The 20,252-nt window shown below is 69.9% G+C and carries 13 protein-coding genes; 6 read left to right on the top strand and 7 right to left on the bottom strand.

Features of this window, described 5'->3' with window-relative positions:
• Window positions 1–11: 11 nt before the first annotated feature.
• From narI to nirB, 6 genes are all read right to left on the bottom strand, one after another.
• Window positions 12–746: a respiratory nitrate reductase subunit gamma gene (narI, locus tag ACWF62_RS04440; protein WP_378507075.1), complete on the bottom strand. Its 735-nt coding sequence runs from the start codon at window positions 744–746 to the stop codon at window positions 12–14.
• Entirely contained in the window at window positions 743–1,468 is a 726-nt protein-coding gene (gene narJ, locus ACWF62_RS04435; protein ID WP_378507076.1) for a nitrate reductase molybdenum cofactor assembly chaperone, read from the bottom strand. The genes narI and narJ overlap by 4 nt, the downstream gene beginning before the upstream one ends.
• Window positions 1,468–3,105: a nitrate reductase subunit beta gene (gene narH / locus ACWF62_RS04430; protein WP_452629552.1), complete on the bottom strand. Its 1,638-nt coding sequence runs from the start codon at window positions 3,103–3,105 to the stop codon at window positions 1,468–1,470. The genes narJ and narH overlap by 1 nt, the downstream gene beginning before the upstream one ends.
• 42 nt (window positions 3,106–3,147) lie before the next feature.
• Window positions 3,148–6,822, bottom strand: a complete 3,675-nt coding sequence (locus tag ACWF62_RS04425) for a nitrate reductase subunit alpha (protein WP_452629502.1) — start codon at window positions 6,820–6,822, stop codon at window positions 3,148–3,150.
• Window positions 6,823–6,935: 113 nt separating this feature from the next.
• Entirely contained in the window at window positions 6,936–7,253 is a 318-nt protein-coding gene (nirD, locus tag ACWF62_RS04420) for a nitrite reductase small subunit NirD (protein ID WP_378507078.1), read from the bottom strand.
• Window positions 7,250–9,748 carry a nitrite reductase large subunit NirB gene (nirB, locus tag ACWF62_RS04415; RefSeq protein WP_378507079.1) on the bottom strand — a complete coding sequence of 833 codons (2,499 nt, stop codon included), beginning with the start codon at window positions 9,746–9,748 and terminating at the stop codon, window positions 7,250–7,252. The genes nirD and nirB overlap by 4 nt, the downstream gene beginning before the upstream one ends.
• Window positions 9,749–10,124: 376 nt before the next feature.
• On the opposite strand from nirB, the gene ACWF62_RS04410 reads away from it, so the two are divergent.
• Window positions 10,125–11,588 (top strand): DUF222 domain-containing protein, encoded by a 1,464-nt coding sequence (locus tag ACWF62_RS04410; RefSeq protein WP_452629500.1) that lies wholly within the window; start codon window positions 10,125–10,127, stop codon window positions 11,586–11,588.
• A 110-nt stretch (window positions 11,589–11,698) separates the two neighbouring features.
• Here ACWF62_RS04410 and ACWF62_RS04405 read toward each other — a convergent pair whose 3' ends face one another.
• Window positions 11,699–12,571 carry a PAC2 family protein gene (locus ACWF62_RS04405; protein WP_378507276.1) on the bottom strand — a complete coding sequence of 291 codons (873 nt, stop codon included), beginning with the start codon at window positions 12,569–12,571 and terminating at the stop codon, window positions 11,699–11,701.
• A gap of 87 nt (window positions 12,572–12,658) precedes the next feature.
• On the opposite strand from ACWF62_RS04405, the gene metH reads away from it, so the two are divergent.
• From metH to ACWF62_RS04380, 5 genes are read left to right on the top strand one after another with little or no spacing between them, the layout of a single operon-like run.
• Complete coding sequence (metH, locus tag ACWF62_RS04400; protein ID WP_452629499.1) at window positions 12,659–16,228, top strand: methionine synthase; 3,570 nt, start codon at window positions 12,659–12,661, stop codon at window positions 16,226–16,228.
• Window positions 16,221–16,964 (top strand): HAD family hydrolase, encoded by a 744-nt coding sequence (locus ACWF62_RS04395; RefSeq protein ID WP_452629498.1) that lies wholly within the window; start codon window positions 16,221–16,223, stop codon window positions 16,962–16,964. The genes metH and ACWF62_RS04395 overlap by 8 nt, the downstream gene beginning before the upstream one ends.
• Before the next feature lie 8 nt (window positions 16,965–16,972).
• The gene (gene trhO, locus ACWF62_RS04390; RefSeq protein WP_378569464.1) at window positions 16,973–17,824 is read left to right on the top strand and encodes an oxygen-dependent tRNA uridine(34) hydroxylase TrhO; all 852 of its coding nucleotides are present in this window, start codon (window positions 16,973–16,975) and stop codon (window positions 17,822–17,824) included.
• Between the two features lie 2 nt (window positions 17,825–17,826).
• Complete coding sequence (locus tag ACWF62_RS04385) at window positions 17,827–18,753, top strand: pseudouridine synthase (RefSeq protein ID WP_378569462.1); 927 nt, start codon at window positions 17,827–17,829, stop codon at window positions 18,751–18,753.
• Window positions 18,750–20,249: an ABC transporter substrate-binding protein gene (locus ACWF62_RS04380; RefSeq protein ID WP_452629497.1), complete on the top strand. Its 1,500-nt coding sequence runs from the start codon at window positions 18,750–18,752 to the stop codon at window positions 20,247–20,249. The genes ACWF62_RS04385 and ACWF62_RS04380 overlap by 4 nt, the downstream gene beginning before the upstream one ends.
• Window positions 20,250–20,252 lie beyond the last annotated feature (3 nt).

The following is a 20,252-nucleotide window of genomic DNA, read 5'->3' as shown; positions in this document are numbered from 1 at the left end:
CGCACCGAACTTCACGCGCGCGTCCGGTTCGCCGTCTCCCAGGCCCGGTCGTAGCGGTTGCCGCCCGGGCGCTTCGGGTCCTTGCTGCGGTACACCACATACGGCCGGCCCAGGTAGCCGAGCGGCGCGCTGAACACGTGCACGAGGCGGGTGTACGGCCAGATCGCGAGCAGGGCAAGCACCGTCAGCCCGTGCAGTTGGAAACTCAACGGCACCCCGACCATCAGCTCCGGCATCGGCTGCAGCGAGAACAGGCTGCGGAACCACGGCGATACCGTTGACCGGTAGTCGTAGCTGCCGAGGATCAGGTTTTCGCCGAGCGTGTTGACCATGCCGGTCGCGATCACCGCGACGAACAGCACATACATGATCCTGTCGCTGGTGCTGCTCGCCTTCCGGACGCTCGGCACCGCGATCCTGCGGTAGACGAGGATCGACAGCCCCGCGACGGTCGCGAGCCCGGCGGGGACGCCGAGGCCGACGGCCATCAGGTGGTACGCGTGGTCGGAGATGCCGACCGCGCGTGTCCAACTCGCGGGGATCAGCACACCGCCGACATGGCCGGCGAGCACCGCCAGGATCCCGAAGTGGAACAGCGGGCTGCCGAGGCGCAGCAGCCGCGACTCGTACATCTGCGACGAGCGGGTGGTCCAGCCGAACTGGTCCTTGCGGTACCGCCACACATGCCCGACCACGAACGAGGTCAGCGCGATGTACGGGAGGGTCAGCCAGAGCAGGGTGCTCACCGGGGAACTCCGATCTGCGGGATGTCGAGGAACTGAGGTTCGGCGCCGACCGGCGGATGCAGCGAGGGATCCAGGGCATAGGTGTCGAGGCCGACGGCGTCCTCGGGCGGGCCCTCCGCCGCCAGCTTCACCACCTGGGCGCGGTCCTCCGTATCCAGGCCGGGCAGCGTCGCGCACAGCGCGTCCAGCACGGCCGCGTAGGGGGAGTCGCCGTCCCGCAGGGACAGCCGCAGCACCTCGAGCACCGCGCGATGGGTGATCAGCAGCCGCCGGCCGCGGGCCGGGTCGGTGGTGGCGGCGAACTCGAGGACCACCGGCAGGAAGTCGGGCAGCTCGTGGTCGCCGAGCTCGAGGCCCGCGTTGCGATACGCGGTCTTGAAGCGCAGCAGCGCCATTCCGCGCCCGCGGGTGTCGCCGTAGGCGTAGTACGACAGGTGCAGGCTCGACCGGCGGCGCAGGTCGAACGTCTCGACGTAGCGGGCGGCGAGCGCGATCGGTTCCTGCCCGCGCAGGTGGTCGATGCAGGACAGCAGGCTCGGCCCGGCGGGCGCCGGGATCTGCTCCGCCGCGGACCGGAGATCGTCGAGCAGGTCCAGCGTCGACGGGTGCGGGTAGTCCAGGACGAGCGCGGCGATCCGCCAGACCAGACGCTGCTGCGTTTCGGTGAGTTCCCCGACGGCCGCACGCGTGCGCCGCCCACGGAGCAGTCCGATGCCCGCCATCAGGACTCCTGCCTAGTTCCGGCGGGGACGAGTCCGTCGGTGCTGCGGCCGTCCCAGTTCAGCAGGTTGATCCGGCGTTCCTTGTTCTCCGGCGCCGCCGTGTTGGTGTCCTCCCCGACGAGGTGGAACTTGTCGGCAACCACGTCGAACGCGGTCATGCCAGGCCCGCCTGCGCTCGGTCCGCCCATGCCCGGGCCGCCGTCGTCGTCGAGGCTGCAGCCGGTGGCGAGCGCGTCGAGTCGGTGCGCGTCCGAGCCTGCGCCGGTCGGGATCACGTACCGGTCCTCGTATTTCGCGAGCGCGAGCAGCCGGTACATCGCGGTCAGCTCGTCCGGTGTCAGCCGGACCGCGGCCGCGACCTCCGGCTTGAGTGCCTCGCCGAGGTTCACCTGCCGCATGTGCGCGCGCATCGCGGCGAGGCGTTGCAGCGACGCCCGCACCGGCCCGACCTCACCGGCGGTGAACAGTTCCGCCAGGTACTCGACGGGGATGCGCAGCGAGTCGATGGCGCCGAACAGGTTGTCGGCCTCCTCGCCGTCGTGCCCGGTGTCCGAGAGCGCCTCGACCATCGGCGACAGCGGCGGGATGTACCAGACCATCGGCATGGTGCGGTATTCCGGGTGCAGCGGCAGCGCCACCTGGTAGTCGACGATCAGCTTGTAGACCGGCGAGTTTTGGGCGGCCTCAATGAACTCGGCGGAGATGCCTGCCCGTTCGGCCTCGGCGACCACCCGCGGATCGTGCGGGTTGAGGAACACCCCCAGCTGCGACGGATAGAGGTCCTTCTCGTCGGTGACCGACGCCGCCTCGAGGACCGCGTCGGCGTCGTACAGCATCACGCCGATGTAGCGGAGCCTGCCGACGCACGTCTCCGAGCAGATGGTCGGGATGCCGACCTCGATCCGCGGGTAGCAGAACGTGCACTTCTCGGCCTTGCCGGTCTTGTGGTTGAAGTAGATCTTCTTGTAGGGGCAGCCGGTGACGCACTGCCGCCAGCCCCGGCACTTGTCCTGGTCGACGAGCACGATGCCGTCCTCGGACCGCTTGTAGATCGCACCCGACGGGCACGACGCCGCGCACGCCGGGTTCAGGCAGTGCTCGCAGATCCGCGGCAGGTAGAACATGAACGTCTGCTCGAACTCGAGCTTGACCTTGTCGGACACCCTGGCCAGCAGCGGATCCCGGCCCACCTGCTCCGGCCCGGAGCCGAGGTCGTCGTCCCAGTTCGCGCCCCAGGTGACCTTGGTGTCCTCGCCGGTGAGCAGCGACTTCGGCCGGGCCACCGGGACGGTGTCCGACGGCGGCGACGCGAGCAGGTTGTCGTAGTCGTAGGTCCACGGCTCGTAGTAGTCCTCGACGGTCGGCAGGTCCGGGTTCGCGAAGATGCCAAGGAGCCGCTTGAACCGCGACCCGGACTTGAGGGTCAGCGTGCCGCGCTTGTTCAGCGTCCAGCCGCCCTTCCACTGCTCCTGGTCCTGGTACCGCCGCGGATAGCCCTGCCCGGGGCGGGTTTCGACGTTGTTGAACCACGCGTACTCGACGCCGCCGCGGTTGGTCCACGCCTGCTTGCAGGTGACGCTGCAGGTGTGGCAGCCGATGCACTTGTCGAGGTTCATCACCATCGCCATCTGTGCCATGACCCTCATGATTTGCTCACTCCGCAGGCTCCGCTCGGCATGTCAGTACGTCACTTCCTGGTCGCGGCGGCGGATCGTGGTGACCTCGTCGCGCTGGTTTCCGGTGGGGCCGTGGTAGTTCAGGGCAAACGACTGCTGCGCGTAGCCGCCGATCAGGTGCGAGGGTTTGATCATCACGCGGGTCAGCGCGTTGTGGATGCCGCCGCGTTTGTTCGTCTTCTCGGTGCGGGGGACGTCCACCGCCCGGTCCTGCGCGTGGTACATGAACACGGTGCCCTCGGGCATCCGGTGGCTGACGATCGCGCGGGCAACGACGATGCCGTTGCGGTTGGTTGCCTCGATCCAGTCGTTGTCCGCGACACCGATCTTCGCGGCGTCCACGTCCGACATCCAGATCGTCTGCCCGCCGCGGGAGAGGGTCAGCATGTGCAGGTTGTCCTGGTACGCGGAGTGGATCGACCACTTGGAGTGCGGGGTCAGGTAGCGGACGGTGACCGTGCCGCCGACTCCGTTGCCGTGGGTCTCGCCGACCGCCGGCTCGGAGAAGAGTGCGGTCATGTCCAGCGGCGGCCGGAAGATCGGCAGCTGCTCACCGAGTTCGGCCATCCAGTCGTGGTCGAGGTAGAAGTGCTGCCTGCCGGTCAGGGTGTGCCACGGCTTGAGCCGTTCGGTGTTGATCGTGAACGGCGAGTAGCGGCGCCCGCCGGTCTCGCTGCCCGACCACTCCGGTGACGTGATCACCGGAACGGGACGGGCCTGGGTGTCGGAGAAGCGAATCCGGGTGCCCTCGTTCTCCGCGGCCAGATCCACCAGCTGCGTTCCGGTGCGTTCCTGCAGGTGCTCGAACCCCTGGGTGGCGAGCCGGCCGTTGGTGGTGCCGGACAGGGACAGGATCGCCTCGGCGGCGTGCCGGTCCTTCGTCAGCAGCGGCCGTCCCGCCGCCACCCCGGAGGCGACGGTGCCGTTGACCGCGCGCAGGTACTCGACCTCCTCGGTCGGGTGGGTCGTGACGCCCTTGGTGGTCAGGCCGAGTTCCTCGACCAGCGGGCCGAGCGCGGCCATCTTCTCCGCGATCGTGGTGTAGTCGCGTTCGACCACCACCAGCTTCGGCATGGTCTTGCCCGGGATCGGTTCGCACTCACCGCGTTTCCAGTCCAGGACCGTGCCGCCGGGCTGGGCGGTGGCGTCCGCGGTGTCGTGCAGCAGCGGGACCGCGACGATGTCCTTCCGTGTGCCCAGGTGCTTCTCGGCGAGCCAGCTGAATCCGCGCGCGATGCGGTGGAACGCCTCGAAGTCCGTTTTCGTTTCCCACGGCGGCGAGATGGCGGGGGAGAAGGCGTGCACGAACGGGTGCATGTCGGTCGAGGACAGGTCGTGCTTCTCGTACCAGGTGGCGGCGGGCAGCACCACGTCCGAGAACAGTGTGGTGCTGGTCATCCGGAAGTCGAGGGTGGTGAGCAGGTCCAGCTTCCCGTTCGGGGCCTCGTCCCGCCACACCAGCTCCTCCGGGTGCACTCCGGTCGAGTCCGACGCGCGCAGGTTCGAGCCAGCACCGAGCAGGTGCTGCAGGAAGTACTCGTTGCCCTTCGCGGACGAACCGAGGAGGTTCGAGCGCCACACGATCAGGGTGCGGGGGAAGTTCTCCGGCGCATCCGGATCCTCGACCGCGAACTGCAGGTGCCCGGACTTCAATCCGTCGACGACGTGCTCGGCGGCGTCCTTGCCGAGCCGCTCCGCCTCGTCCGCGAGGTCGAGGGGGTTCCGGTTGAAGGTGGGGTAGGTCGGCATCCAGCCGAGCCGCGACGCGAGCGCGATGTTGTCGGCGGCGGTGCGGCCCGCGAACGCGCCGTCGGCGAGCGGCGACGCCATCGCCTCGGAGGTGAACGGGTCGTACCGCCACTGGTCGGTGGCCAGGTACCAGAAGATGGTGCCCTGCATCTGCCGCGCGGGACGCACCCAGTCCGAACCGAATGCCAGTGTCGCCCAGCCGGTCACCGGGCGGCACTTCTCCTGCCCGACGTAGTGCGCCCAGCCGCCGCCGTTGACGCCCTGGCAGCCGGTGAGCAGCGTCAACGTCAGGAAGGACCGGTAGATCTGGTCGGAGTGGAACCAGTGGTTGGTGCCCGCGCCCATCAGGATCATCGACCGGCCGCCGGAGCGGTCGGCGTTGTCGGCGAACTCGCGGGCCACCCGCGCCGCCGAGGCCGCGGGGACGCCGGTGATGCCCTCCTGCCAGGCCGGGGTGTACGGCTCGTCGGCGTCGTCGTAGCCGGTCGGCCAGGTGCCCGGCAGGTCGTCCCGGTGCACGCCGTACTGGGCGAGCATCAGGTCGAACACGGTCGTCACGAGGCGTCCGGCGACCGTGCACACCGGGACACCGCGCCGCAGCACGCCGGGGCTCGCGGTGTCGTAGCGGGGTAGGTCGACCGCCACGGTGTCCGGGGACCCGTACAGGCTGAGCTGCGGGTCCACGCCCTGGAGGTCGAGATTCCACCTGCCCTTCCCGGACTCGGTGAACCGGTCGCCGAGTGACCCGTTCGGCACGACCGGCCGCCCGGTCGCCGAGTCGAGCAGCACCGTCTTGTGCAGCGCACCCTCTCCGGTGTCGCCGAGATCGGCTGCGGTGAGGAACTTTCCGGGCACGTAGCCGTCGCCGCGGGGGTCGAGGGCGATCAGGTACGGCAGGTCGGTGTACTGCTTGACATACTCGACGAACCGGGGAACCTGCTTGTCGACGAAGAACTCCCGCAGGATTACGTGCCCCATCGCCATTGCCAGCGCCCCGTCGGTGCCCGGTCGCGCGGGCAGCCACTGGTCGGCGAACTTGGTGTTGTCGGCGTAGTCGGGGGAGACCACGACGACCTTCTGCCCGCGGTACCGGGCCTCGGTCATGTAGTGCGCGTCCGGGGTTCGGGTGACGGGGACGTTCGAGCCCCACATGATCAGGTAGCCGGCGTCGAACCAGTCCGCCGATTCGGGGACGTCGGTCTGGTCGCCGAACACCTGCGGGGAGGCCTCCGGCAGGTCGGCGTACCAGTCGTAGAAGGAGAGCATCGCCCCGCCGAGCAGCGAGATGAACCGGGCGCCGATCGCGTGGCTGACCATCGACATCGCCGGGATCGGCGAGAACCCCGCTACCCGGTCCGGCCCGTACCGCTTGATGGTGTGCACGTGCGCGGCGGCGACGATCTCCGCGGCCTCCCACCACTCGGCGCGCACCAGCCCGCCCTTCCCGCGGGCCGCCTTGTACGTCGTCGACTTCTCCGGATCGTCGGCGATGTCCGCCCAGGCCAATACCGGATCCTTCAGCCGGGCCTTCGCCTCGCGGTACATCTCCAGCAGCACCCCGCGCACGTACGGGTAGCGGACCCGCGACGGCGAGTACGTGTACCAGGAGAACGACGCCCCGCGCGGGCAGCCCCGCGGCTCGTACTCGGGCTTGTCGGGGCCGATCGACGGGTAGTCGGTCTGCTGCGCCTCCCAGGTAATGACGCCGTCCTTGACGTAGATCTTCCACGAGCAGGACCCGGTGCAGTTCACGCCGTGCGTCGAGCGGACCACCTTGTCGTAGGACATGCGGTCGCGGTAGAAGTCGTCGGAGGTGCGGCCGCCGACCTGGTGCAGGGTGCGCAGGTCGGAGGAGGCCTCCCCGCGCTGGAAGTGCCTACCGAACCGGAGCAGCGCGTCTGCGTCCAGCTTGCCGGTGTTCTGGGACATGGAAACCTCTCGAGTAGCTGCCGAGCGGGTTCCCTAATGTCACATTGGGTGTCGTCACGTGACCCGATGTGACATTAGGGAACTCCCGGAGAAGGGGTGGGGGACCGGGCGGGTCAGAGTTCGACGACCACGACGCCGTCTCGGATTTCCGCGGGGTACACCCGGACGGCGGGGACGTCATCGCTGCTGCAGGCGCCGGTGTCGAATCGGAAGCCGTACTGGTGCAGCGGGCACACCACCTGCTCGCCGTCGATCTGCCCGTCGGCGAGGGGGCCCGCCCGGTGCGGGCACACCGCGTCCGTTGCGCGCACGGTGCCGTCCGCTAGGCGGAACACCGCGACCTGACGCCCGTCGACGACGTAGGTGCGGCCCTCGCCGGGCGTCAGGTCCGACACCTGCCCGACCGCGATGCCGCTGGTGAGCGCGGTCATCGGACCGGCACCTGCGGCAGCGGCAGCAGCGGCAGCGCCGGCGTGAACTGCGCGGGCGACTTCGGTGCGCTGCGCTCGCGCCACGGGTCGCGGTACCCGGCGACCGCGGTCGCCAGCCTCTCGTCCAGTCCGGCCACGATGCCCTCCTCGTCTCGAACCAGCAACGCCTGCAACCGCTCCAGGCCGACCCGCGGCACCCAGTCGTAGGTGCGTTCGAGCCACTTCGCGTCCTCGCGGTAGTGCTGGACGAACCGGCCCGCCAGGTCGATCACCGCCTGCCCGGAGTCGACGGTGGCCAGCAGGTCGCCCTTGCGGATGTGTGCACCCGCGGCGCCGCCGACGTAGATCTCCCAGCGGCCGTCCCCGACGGCAACGACGCCGAAGTCCTTGCACAGCGCCTCCGAGCAGTTCCGGGGACAGCCGGCGACGGCGAGCTTGAGCTTGGCGGGGGTCTCCAGCCCCTGGAGTCGTTCCTCGAGCGCGATGCCGAGGTTCGTCGAGTCGCCGAGTCCGTAGCGGCAGAAGTCGCTGCCGACACACGTTTTCACGGTCCGCATGCTCTTGCCGTATGCGTAGCCGGACGGCATGTCCAGCTCGCCCCACACCTTCGGCAGGTCTTCCTTCTTGATGCCGAGCAGGTCGATGCGCTGGCCGCCGGTCACCTTCACCAGCGGCACGTGGTACCTGTCGGCGACGTCCGCGATGCGGCGCAGCTGATCCGGGGTGGTAACGCCGCCCTTCATCTGCGGGACCACCGAGAAGGTGCCGTCCCGCTGGATGTTCGCGTGCACGCGGTCGTTGATGAACAGGGCGCCGCGCTCGTCCACCCAGTCCGGACCCCAGATCGTGCGGAGCAGCGACGCGAGCGGCATCTTCGCCGCCGCCACCTCGGTGCCGCCCTCGGCGAGCGCGGCGAACACCTGCGAGACGGCGCGCAGGTCGCGCTCGCGGATCGCGGCGATCAGCTCCGCCTTGGTCATCGGGATGCACGGCACGTACCAGTCGGCGGCCGGATCGGCGGCCAGCGCACCGCCTGCGGCGCAGGTGACGATGTCCGCGACGAGGGACTTGCAGGAGCCGCAGCCCTTGCCCGCTCGGGTCTTCGCGCACACCTCGGCCAGCGTCTGCGCGCCGCCGTGCACGCAGGCGACGAGGTCGCCCTTGGTGACGCCGTTGCAGTTGCACACCTGGGTGTCGTCCGGCAGGTCCGCGGCCGAGGCGGCGGCGGCCTCGCCCGCAAGGTCGAACAGCAGCGACAGCCGGTCCTCGGGCAGGTCCACCTTGCCGTCGAACACCTGGGTGAGCAGCGCGGCCTTGCCGGTCTCGCCCATCAGCGTCGCGCCGACCAGCCTGCCGTCCCGGACGACGACGTTCTTGTAGACGCCGGTGCGCGAATCGTAGAACTCGACGAACTCGTCGCCGCCCTGCTCGGGACCCTTTGCGCCCATTGCCGCGACGTCCAGCCCGGCGACCTTCAGCTTCGTCGTCGACGTCGAACCCTGGTACGCGGCCGCCGGATTCGATCCGGTCAGGTGTTCGGCGAGCACGACGGCCTGCTCCCACACGGGGGCGACGAGGCCGTACAGCTCGCCGCGGTGCTGGGCGCACTCGCCGACCGCGTACACCGAACCCTCGTCCTCGCAGCGCATCTGGTCGTCGACGACGATGCCGCGTTCGACGACGAGTCCGCCCGCGCGGGCCAATTCGGTGTTGGGGCGGATCCCGGCGGTGACGACGACCATGTCGGCGGGCAGGGTGCTGCCGTCGGTGAACCCGACCCCGGTCACGTTCCCGGCGTCGTCCCGCAGCACCGCGGTGGTGCGCGTCGCGGTGTGCACGCCGACGCCGAGGTCCTCGATCTTCGCGCGCAGCATCTGACCGCCGCGCTCGTCGAGCTGCTGGTTCATCAGGTGGCCGGGGGAGTGCACCACGTCGACGCTCAACCCCTGGGTGCGCAGGCCGTACGCGGCCTCGAGGCCGAGCAGGCCGCCGCCGATCACGACCGCGGCCACCCCGTCCCTGGACTGGGCGAGCTGCAGCATCCCGTTGGTGTCGGCGATGGTGCGGAAGCCGAATACGCCGCGGCCGAGCCTGCCGTCCGCCTCGCGCAGGCCGTCCATGTTCGGGAAGAAGGTGTTCGAGCCGGTCGCGACGATCAGCACGTCGTAGTCGACGACCCGCTCGGACTCGCAGGTGACGGTCTTGGCGAACCGGTCCAGCCGGACCGCGCGGTCCCCGGCGTACAGCGCGACCCCGTTGTCGCGGTACCAGCTCATCGAGTTGAGGACGATCTCCTCGCCGTCCGCGGCGGTCTCGCCTGCCAGCACGTGGGAGAGCATGATGCGGTTGTAGTTGCCGTAGGGCTCGTCGCCGATCATCGTGATGTCGAACATGTCCCGGCCGCCGCGGGCGAGGATCTCCTCGACCGTGCGGGCGCCGGCCATGCCGTTGCCGACCACCAGCAGTCGCCGCTTCACCTCACCTGTGCTCGCCATGACACGAGCGTGCGGCGCGGTGGTGACGAGGTGGCTGCCGGGACGTTACGCAGCAATCAGGAAGTGCTCACCCGCGTGGATGCGGTGTTGTCAGGGTTCTGTCACCTGCGGCTTCGCCGCCGGTGCGCGATGTGCACCCCGATAGGGGTGAACATCACGCACAGTTCCGGGGTGACCTGAGGGTTCGGGGCTGGTCGCGGAAACGTGTCGGCGGGGCGGCGTAACGTAGAACAGACATTCGAAGCAGGGGTGGCTGAGGATGACGGTGGCCGAGGATGAGACAGGGGTGACGGGATGAGTCCGACGGCAGCGATGGACCAGGTCGGGGCGCACCTGTCGGCCCTCGACGCTGCCGTCGAAGCACTGTTCGGGGAGGTTGGCGGGCCTGTCGAACGACGAGGTCGTCGAGGTGCTGCAGCGGGTGGAGGGGTCGGCACGCGGGCTCACGGCGGTGGGGCAGCGGGTGCTGGTCGAGGCGGTCGAGCGGGCGCTGCCCGGCGACTTCGACCTGAAGCCGGTCGAGTTCCTGGTGAAGACGCTGCGGGTCTCCGCGGGTGAGGCGCAGGCACGGTTGCGGTCGGCGCGCTGCACCGGCACCTGGCACGGGATGCGCGGTGACGTCCAGCGGCCGACGCTGCCGCACACCGCGCGGGCGTTGCGTGAGGGAGCGGTCGGGCTGTCGCATGTGGAGGCGGTGCGGGAGATCATGCGACAGGTCCCCGCTGCCGTCGACACCACGAAACGAGAGGCCGCGGAGGCGACCCTGGCGATGGTGGCGCGGGAAGCGGACCCGAAGTATGTCCTCGCTGCCGGGATGGAACTGTTGGCGTACCTGAATCCGGACGGCAACTTCTCCGATGCGGATCGGGCGCGGCAGCGTGGGGTGCGGGTCGGGAAGCAGCGGGCAGACCTCATGACGCCGATCTCGGGGTTGTTGGATCCGGAGGCCCGGGCGTTGCTCGAACCGCTGTTGGCGAAGATGGCCCGTAAGGGCATGAACAATCCGGACGATCCCGATTCCCCGTCCGGGGACGTGACCGCCGATGGGCTCGACCAGACGGCGTTGGCGAAGGCGGCGTCCCGGGACACTCGCACGACAGCCCAACGCAACCACGACGCACTCAAGGTCGGCCTGCGACAGCTCCTCGGATCCGGCGCCCTTGGTCGTCATCGGGGGTTGCCGGTGACCGCGATCATCACCATGACATTGCAGCAGGTCGAGGAGGCGTCGGGGGTGGTGACGACGGCGTCGGGCGGGATCGTCCCGATCCGCGACGCCCTCAGGTTGGCGGAACGCGCCCATCCGGTGTTGCTGGTTCTCGGCCGCAACGGTCGGCCGCTGCATCTCGGGCGAGGAAAACGCCTCGCCTCGGCGGATCAGCGGCTGGCGTTGATCGCATCATCGAGGGGCTGCACTCGGCCGGGCTGTGATGCGCCTGCATCGATGACCGCGGTGCATCACCTGCAGGAGTGGGACAAAAACGGCCGCACCGACATAGACAACCTCGACCTGGTCTGCGATGCATGTCATGCGCTGGTCCATGACGGGCCGGGCGGCTGGCGAACCAATGTCGCGCGGGAGGGATCGGATCACCCTGGCCGCACCGAGTGGACGCCACCGGCGCAGGTGGATCCGGCGCGCACCCCGCGGGTCAACCATCGACATCACCTGCACGAGCTGTTCGGCATCCTGCACGGGATGATCGTGGCCAGGGACGTGCGGGAGCTGGAGGAGTGGCGGGCGGAGTGGGATCCGACCTTCGAGGGGTATCGGCACCGTCGTACCGAGAGCGGGGGTCGCGGTGGGGGTGACCCGGCGTCGGGTGAGGACGTGCCGTGACGACCGCCGCCGCTCAGGTGCCGCTGCGGCGGTGCCGCTCAGTGTCGCTGCGGCGGTGCCGCTCAGTGTCGCTGCGGCGGTGCCGCTCAGGTGTCACTGCGGCGGTGCGCTCAGATGCCACCGAAGCCGCCGGGGCCGCGTCGGCGCAGGTACCGCTCGAACTCGGCGGCGATCGCGTCACCGTCGATCTTGGAGATGGCGTCGGAGATGTCGACCTCCGCGTCGCCGCGTTCCTCGAGGGAACGGACGTACTCGGCGACTTCCTCGTCCTCCTCGGTCATCTCGGTGACGGATTCCTCCCAGTCCTCGGCCTGCCCGGGCAGCTCCCCGAGCGGGACCTCGACGTCGAGGACGTCCTCGACGCGGCGGAGCAACGCAACCGTCGCCTTCGGGTTGGGAGGCTGCGAGACGTAGTGCGGGACGGCCGCCCAGAACGAGATCGCGGGGACACCCGCCTTGACGCACTCGTCCTGCAGGACCCCGGTGATCCCGGTCGGGCCCTCGTAGCGGGTCTGCTCGAGGTTGAATGCCTGCGCGGACTCGGTGCTGTATGCGGTGCCCGTCACCGGGACCGGGCGGGTGTGCGGGGTGTCGGCGAGCAGGGCGCCGAGGATCACCACGGTGGTCACGCCGAGGTCCTCGATGATCTCAAGCAGGTCGTCGCAGAAGCTGCGCCAGCGCATGTTCGGTTCGATGCCGCGCAGCAGCAGTACGTCGCGCTTGCTGCCGGGCGGTGAGCACACCGAGATGCGGGTCGCGGGCCACTGGATCTCCCGGGTGACGCCGTCCACCTGCCGCACCTGCGGCCGGTTCACCTGATAGTCGTAGTAGTCCTCGGAATCGAGTTCCGCGAGAGGTCGGGCGTCCCAGATCAGTTCGAGGTGTTCGACCGCCCCGCTGGCGGCGTCGCCCGCGTCGTTCCAGCCCTCGAACGCGGCCACCAGGATGGGGTCGCGGAGGGTGGGGACGTCGTCGTCCGGCATGTCGTCGGGAACCCCGGAGCGTTCGGTTGGACTCACCTGCCCAGCCTACGGCCAGGGCGGTCCGGGGCGCCCACTACTCTGGACGGCATGTCTGCCCCATTCCATTCCGCCCTGTTGGATGCGCTCACCGAGCGCGTTGTCATCGGCGACGGTGCCATGGGGACGATGCTGCAAGCCGCGAACCTCACCCTCGACGACTTTCTCGGCCTCGAGGGCTGCAACGAGATCCTGAACGAGACCCGTCCCGACGTGCTTCGCGACATTCATGCCGCGTACTTCGAGGCCGGTGCCGACGCCGTCGAGACCAACACGTTCGGCTGTAACCTGCCGAACCTCGCCGACTACGACATCGCGCACCGGATCCGGGACCTGTCCGAGCGCGGCACCCGCATCGCCCGTGACGTCGCCGACGAGATGGGGCCGGGCCGCGACGGCATGGCCCGGTTCGTGTTCGGGTCGATGGGTCCGGGAACGAAGCTGCCCACCCTCGGGCACGCGCCGTTCGCGGTGCTGCGCGATGCGTACACCGAGTCGGCTCTCGGCATGATCGACGGCGGTGCCGACGCGATCCTCGTCGAGACCTGTCAGGACCTGCTGCAGGTGAAGGCCGCGATCATCGGCAGCCAGCACGCGATGGACCGCGCGGGCCGCCGGATCCCGATCATCACCCACGTCACCGTCGAAACCACAGGAACCATGCTGCTCGGCTCCGAGATCGGCGCCGCGCTGACCGCGCTGGAACCGCTCGGCATCGACATGATCGGCCTCAACTGTGCGACCGGTCCGGACGAGATGAGCGAGCACCTCCGGCACCTGTCGAAGCATTCGCGGCTGCCGGTGTCGGTCATGCCGAACGCCGGTCTGCCGGTACTCGGCGCGAACGGCGCCGAATACCCGCTCACCGCCGAGGAGTTGGCGCGGGCGCTGAGCACCTTCGTCGCCGAGTTCGGCCTGTCGATGGTCGGCGGCTGCTGCGGCACCACGCCCGAACACATTTCGGCGGTCGCGGAGGCCGTGCGGCTCGTCGAACGCGGTGCGCGCACCCCGGCCCCGGAGCCGGGCACGTCGTCGCTGTACGCGGCGGTGCCGTTCGAGCAGGACGCGAGCTTCCTCGTGATCGGCGAGCGCACGAACTCCAACGGCAGCAAGGCGTTCCGCGAGGCGATGATCGCCGAGGACTACCAGAAGTGCATCGACACCGCGAAGGACCAGACCCGCGACGGTGCGCACATGCTCGACCTCAACGTCGACTACGTCGGCCGCGACGGTGCGCTCGACATGGCCGCGCTGGCAAGCCGTTTCGCGACGGCGTCGACGCTGCCGATCATGATCGACTCCACCGAACCGGAGGTCATCCGCGCGGGCCTCGAGCACCTCGGCGGCCGCAGCGCCGTCAACTCGGTGAACTACGAGGACGGCGACGGCGAGAATTCCCGGTTCCAGCGGATCATGCGGCTGGTCAAGGAGCACGGCGCGGCCGTCGTCGCGCTCACCATCGACGAGGAGGGTCAGGCCCGCACCGCCGAGCACAAGGTGCGGATCGCGGAGCGGCTGATCGCGGACATCACCGGCAACTGGGGCCTGCGCGAGGAAGACATCATCATCGACGCGCTCACCTTCCCGATCTCCACCGGGCAGGAGGAGGTGCGCCGCGACGGCATCGAGACGATCGAGGCGATCCGGCAGCTCAAGGCGGGGCACCCCGACATCCACTTCACCCTCGGCATCTCGAACATCTCGTTCGGCCTGAACCCGGCCGCGCGGCAGGTGCTGAACTCGGTGTTCCTGCACGAGTGCGTGCAGGCCGGACTGGACACCGCGATCGTGCACGCCTCGAAGATCCTGCCGATGGCGCGGATCCCCGACGAGCAGCGGGAGACGGCCCTCGATCTGGTCTACGACCGCCGCCATGACGGCTACGACCCGCTGCAGAAGCTGATGGAACTGTTCGAGGGCGTCTCGGCTGCGTCCGCACGCGAGTCGCGGGCCGCGGAGCTGGCGGCGCTGCCGCTGTTCGAGCGGCTCGCCCGGCGCATCGTCGACGGGGAACGGGCGGGCCTCGAGGCCGACCTGGACGAGGCGATGACGGTCCGGCCGCCGCTGGAGATCATCAACGACACCCTGCTGTCCGGCATGAAGACGGTCGGTGAACTGTTCGGGTCCGGGCAGATGCAGCTGCCGTTCGTGCTGCAGTCCGCCGAGGTGATGAAGGCGGCGGTCGCGCACCTGGAACCGCACATGGAGGCCACCGACGAGGCAGGTAAGGGCCGGATCGTGCTCGCCACCGTCAAGGGCGACGTGCACGACATCGGCAAAAACCTCGTCGACATCATCCTGTCCAACAACGGCTACGAGGTCGTCAACCTCGGCATCAAGCAGCCGATCGCCACGATCCTCGACGCGGCCGTCGACAAGAAGGCCGACGTCATCGGCATGTCCGGGCTGCTGGTGAAGTCAACGGTGGTGATGAAGGAGAACCTGGAGGAACTCAACGCGAAGGGAGTCGCGGACCAGTTCCCGGTGCTCCTTGGCGGCGCGGCCCTGACCAGGGCGTACGTGGAGAACGACCTCGCCGACGTGTACCAGGGCGAGGTCAGCTACGCACGCGACGCGTTCGAGGGCCTGCACCTGATGGACACCATCATGGCCACCAAGCGCGGCGAGGGCCCCGACCCGGACAGCCCGGAAGCGATCGCGGCGAGGGAGAAGGCCGCCGAACGCAAGGCCAGGCACGAGCGGTCCAAACGGATTGCGGAGGCCCGCAAGGCCGCGGAGGTGCCGATCGAGGTTCCCGAGCGCTCCGATGTGGCGGCCGACCTGCCGGTGCCGACGCCGCCGTTCTGGGGTACCCGGATCGTCAAGGGCGTCGCCTTGGCCGAGTACTCGGGACTGCTCGACGAGCGGGCACTCTTCCTCGGGCAGTGGGGTCTGCGCGGGCAGCGGGCCGGCGACGGGCCGACCTACGAGGAACTGGTCGAGGCCGAGGGCAAGCCGCGGCTGCGGCACTGGCTGGATCGGCTCACCGCCGAGGGGATCCTCGCGCACTCGGCGGTCGTGTACGGGTACTTCCCTGCCGTCTCCGAGGGGGACGACGTCGTCGTCCTCGACGCACCGGACGCCGACGCGAACGAGCGCTACCGGTTCACGTTCCCGCGCCAGCAGCGGGACCGCTTCCTGTGCATCGCCGACTTCATCCGCTCCCGCGCGGACGCCCGCGCGTCCGGGCAGGTGGACGTGCTGCCGTTCCAGCTGGTCACGATGGGGCAGCCGATCGCCGACTTCGCCAACGAGCTGTTCGCGGCCAACAACTACCGCGACTACCTCGAGGTGCACGGCATCGGCGTGCAGCTGACCGAGGCCCTCGCCGAGTACTGGCACCGCCGGGTCCGCGAGGAGTTGACGATGCCGGGCGGTGCCGCGGTCGCGACCGAGGACCCGACCGACGTGGAGGAGTACTTCAAGCTCGGCTACCGAGGCGCCCGCTACTCGTTCGGCTACGGCGCGTGCCCGGAACTCGAGGACCGCCGCAAGATGGTCGAACTGCTCGAGCCGGAGCGGATCGGGGTGACCCTGTCCGAGGAGCTGCAGCTGCACCCGGAGCAGTCCACCGACGCCTTCGTCCTCACCCACCCGGAGGCGAAGTACTTCAATGTCTGAGATCGGCACCGCCGACGTGTCTGAGATCGGCACCGCCGACGTGTCTGAGCCGCTCGGTGACGTCGAGTCGGGCCCGCGGGCCGTCCTGTGGGACATGGACGGCACGCTGCTCGAGTCGGAGAACCTGTGGGACATCGGCGTCCGGGAACTGTCCGAGCATCTCGGCGGCGTGATGACGGAACGGACGCGGATCGCGACGATCGGCTCGTCGACGCCGTTCGCACTGGCGACGATCTTCGACTCGCTGGGTCTGGAGCAGACCCCCGCGGCCATGGCGGAGGCCAAGGCGTGGCTGTACACGCGGATGGCGGGGATGTTCGCCGCCGGGTTGCCGTGGCGCCCGGGGGCGCGGGAGGCGCTCGGCCTGGTCCGCTCCCTCGGCCTCGGTTCGGTGCTGGTAACCAACACCGAACGTGAGCTGGGGGAGGCGGCCCTGGACACGTTGGGCCGTGAGCACTTCGACCACTCGGTGTGCGGCGACGAGGTCGCCGCGGGCAAGCCGGACCCGGCGCCGTACCTGCGGGCCGCGCAGTTGCTCGGCCTCGACCCACGACAGTGCCTGGCGGTGGAGGACTCGCCGACCGGTGCCGCCGCCGCGGAGGCCGCGGGCTGCCCGGTCCTGGTGGTGCCCTCGCTGGTCGCGGTGCCCGCCGGTCCGCGGCGGGTCTTCCGGGAGACGCTGGTCGGGCTCACCGCCGCGGACCTGACCGCGCTGCACGCCCTCGCACCGGTGTAGGGGCGCACGTGGCGATCCCGAAAATCGTGCTGTTCTACCGGTTCACGCCGCTGCCGGACCCGGACGCGATCCGGTTGTGGCAGCACGCGCTGGCGTCGGCCAACGGGCTGACCGGACGAATCCTGGTGTCGGAGCACGGCATCAACGGTGTCGTCGGGGGCGACGTCGCCGCGGTCAAGCGGTACGTCCGCGGCACCCGCGAGTACGCGGCGTTCGCCGACACCGACTTCAAGTGGTCGGACGGGCAGGGCGACGACTTCCCGCGCCTGTCGGTGCGGGTGCGTCCGGAGATCGTCACGTTCGGTGCCCCGGATGAGCTGACCGTCGACGAGAACGGTGTTGTCGACGGCGGCACCCACCTGTCGCCGCAGCAGGTGCACGACCTGGTGGACCGCCGCGGCGACGAGGTGGTGTTCTTCGACGGTCGCAACGCGTTCGAGGCCGAGATCGGCAGGTTCCGCGGCGCCGTCGTTCCGGACGTCGCCACCACCCGCGACTTCGTGTCGGAACTCGACAGCGGACGCTACGACCATCTCAAGTCCAGCCCGGTCGTCACCTACTGCACCGGCGGGGTCCGCTGCGAGGTGCTGTCCGCCCTGATGCGCAGGCGCGGATTCGAGGAGGTGTACCAACTCGATGGCGGCATCGTGCGGTACGGCGAGGCCTTCGGCGACGACGGGCTGTGGGACGGCTCCCTGTACGTGTTCGACGGCCGCAAGACGGTCGATTTCTCCGACCATGCCGCGGTTCTCGGCCGGTGCACGGGGTGCGGTGCACCCACCGCCCGGCACGTCGACCATGCCACCGCCGAGGGCCGCGCGCAGACACTGCTCTGCGCGGTCTGCGCCCCGGACTCCTGACGATGGGACGTCGGCGGACGGCGGCACCGCCACCCCTGCCGCTGCGGGACGGCCTCGGCCCCGACCGGGTCCGGCTGACCGGTGCGTACCCGACGGTCGGTGACCACCTGCGCGCGCTCGCCCCCGACGACGACTGGGACGCCCGGTTCGCCGCAGGGGAGGTCGTTGACCGGACCGGCAGGCCGCTGCCGCCCGCGGCCGCGGCCAGCCCCGGACTGCTGGCGTACTTCTATCGGGAGCCGCCCGCCGAGGTGCCGGTGCCGTTCGCGGTGGACGTCCTGCATCACGGCGACGGGCTGCTCGTCGTGGACAAGCCGCATTTCCTCGCCACCATCCCGCGGGGGCGGCACATCCGGGAATCGGTGGTGGTGCGGCTGCGTCGCGCACTGGACCTGCCCGACGTGGTGCCGGTCCATCGGCTGGACCGGATGACGGCGGGGGTCCTGGTCTGCACCTACGACCCGCGGCTGCGCAGGCCGTACCAGCAGCTGTTCGAGCAGCGCCGGGTGGTCAAGGAGTACGAGGCGCTTGCCCCGTTCCTGCCGGGACACGACTTCCCGATGACGGTCCGCAGCCGCATCGACAAGCGGCACGGCGAGCCGACTGCCCGGGAGGTCCCCGGAGATCCCAACGCGCACACCGACATCGAGGTAATCGAGCGGGTCGGCGACCATGCCAGGTATCGGCTGTCGCCGACGACTGGGCGCACTCACCAACTGCGCCTGCACCTGTCCTCGTTGGGGGCGCCGATCGTCGGCGACGACTTCTACCCGACGCTGCGGGACCGCGCGCCCGACGACTTCACCGACCCGTTGCGGTTGCTCGCCCGCAGCATCCGGTTCACCGACCCGGTCACCGGCGCGCCCCGCGTGTTCACCAGCCGCAGAACCCTGACCGACGGCCCGGCCGTGGCAGGATCGCGGTCATGATCTCCCGCCTCGGCAGGGCCGCCGCGCTCGGCGCGGTCACCGTGCTGGTGGTCGCCGGGTGCGCGGCGGGGGCCGGGCTGTCGGGCAGCGGCGGTCCGGACACGCTGACGGTGGCGTTGACCGCGAAGCCCGACAACCTCGACTTCACCCGCACCGCGGGCGCCGCGATCCCACAGGCATTGCTGGGCAACGTGTACGAGGGTCTCGTCCGGGTCGACGACACAGGCGCGATCGTTCCGCTGCTCGCGTCCTCGTGGACGGTAAGCCCGGACCGGACCGTCTACGAGTTCACGCTGCACCGCGACGTCACGTTCAGCAACGGCGCCTCGTTCACCTCCGACGACGTGAAGTTCAGCATCGAGCGGGTGCAGACGGACTGGACCGCGAACTCGCCGGCCGCGATGGCCGTGGTGGATCGGGTCGAGGCGCCGCGCCCGGATCTTGCCCGGGTGGTGTTGACCAGGCCGAGCAACGAGTGGCTGTTCGCGATGACCGGACCGATCGGGGCGATGTTCAGCCCGACCGGCGTCGCCCAGTTGGCGTCCACCGCCATCGGCACCGGGCCGTACACGGTGGCCCGCTGGAACCCGGGGTCCGAGCTGCAGTTGCGGGCCAACCCCCGCTACTGGGGCAGGCCGCCTGCGATGACGACGGTCCGGCTGCGTTACTTCGCGGATGCGACCGCGCAGGCGAACGCGCTGCGCAGTGGCGGCGTCGACGCCATCTTCAGCCTCGGGGCGCCGCAACTGCTCGGCCAGTTCACCGGTGATCCCCGGTTCACCGTCACCGAGGGAACCACCAACGGGGAGGTGGTGCTGTCGATGAACGGTGCCGTCGCCCCGTTCGACGACGTCCGGGTCCGCCGCGCCGTCCTGCACGCCGTTGACCGGAACGCGGTGCGCGCCACCGCGTACGCCGGCTACGGGGAGCTGATCGGGTCGATGGTGCCGCCGACCGATCCGTGGTTCGAGGACCTGACCGGGGCGTACCCGTTCGACCCGGACCGGGCTCGGGCCCTGCTCGCCGAGGCGGGAAACCCGAACCCGGTGGTGCGCTTTGACGTTCCGAATCTGCCGTACGCGAGCGCCGCCGCCCAGGTCGTCGCGTCGCAACTGCAGCAGGTCGGATTCCGGGTCCGGATCGATCCGGTCGAGTTTCCCGCGGTGTGGCTGGATCGGGTGTTCACCCGGCACGACTACCAGATGTCGGTGATGCAGCACGTCGAACCGCACGACATCGCCACGTTCGGTAACCCGAAGTACTACTGGGGTTACGACAACCCCGCGGTGACCGCGCTGCTCGCGGAGGCGGACGCCGCCGACGACGCGGGGTACGTCACCCGGATGCGGGAGGTGGCCCGGACGATCACCGACGACGCGGCCGCGGACTGGCTGTTCCTGTTTCCGCTGCTGGTGGTGGCGGATTCGGACCTGACCGGTCTGCCGCGGAACGCGACGGGTCTCGCGATGGACCTGACCCGGGTGCGGCGGGGGTAGCGC

The organism is Rhodococcus sp. NPDC054953, from assembly GCF_053609225.1.
This window is presented reverse-complemented; position numbering and strand designations above follow the sequence as displayed.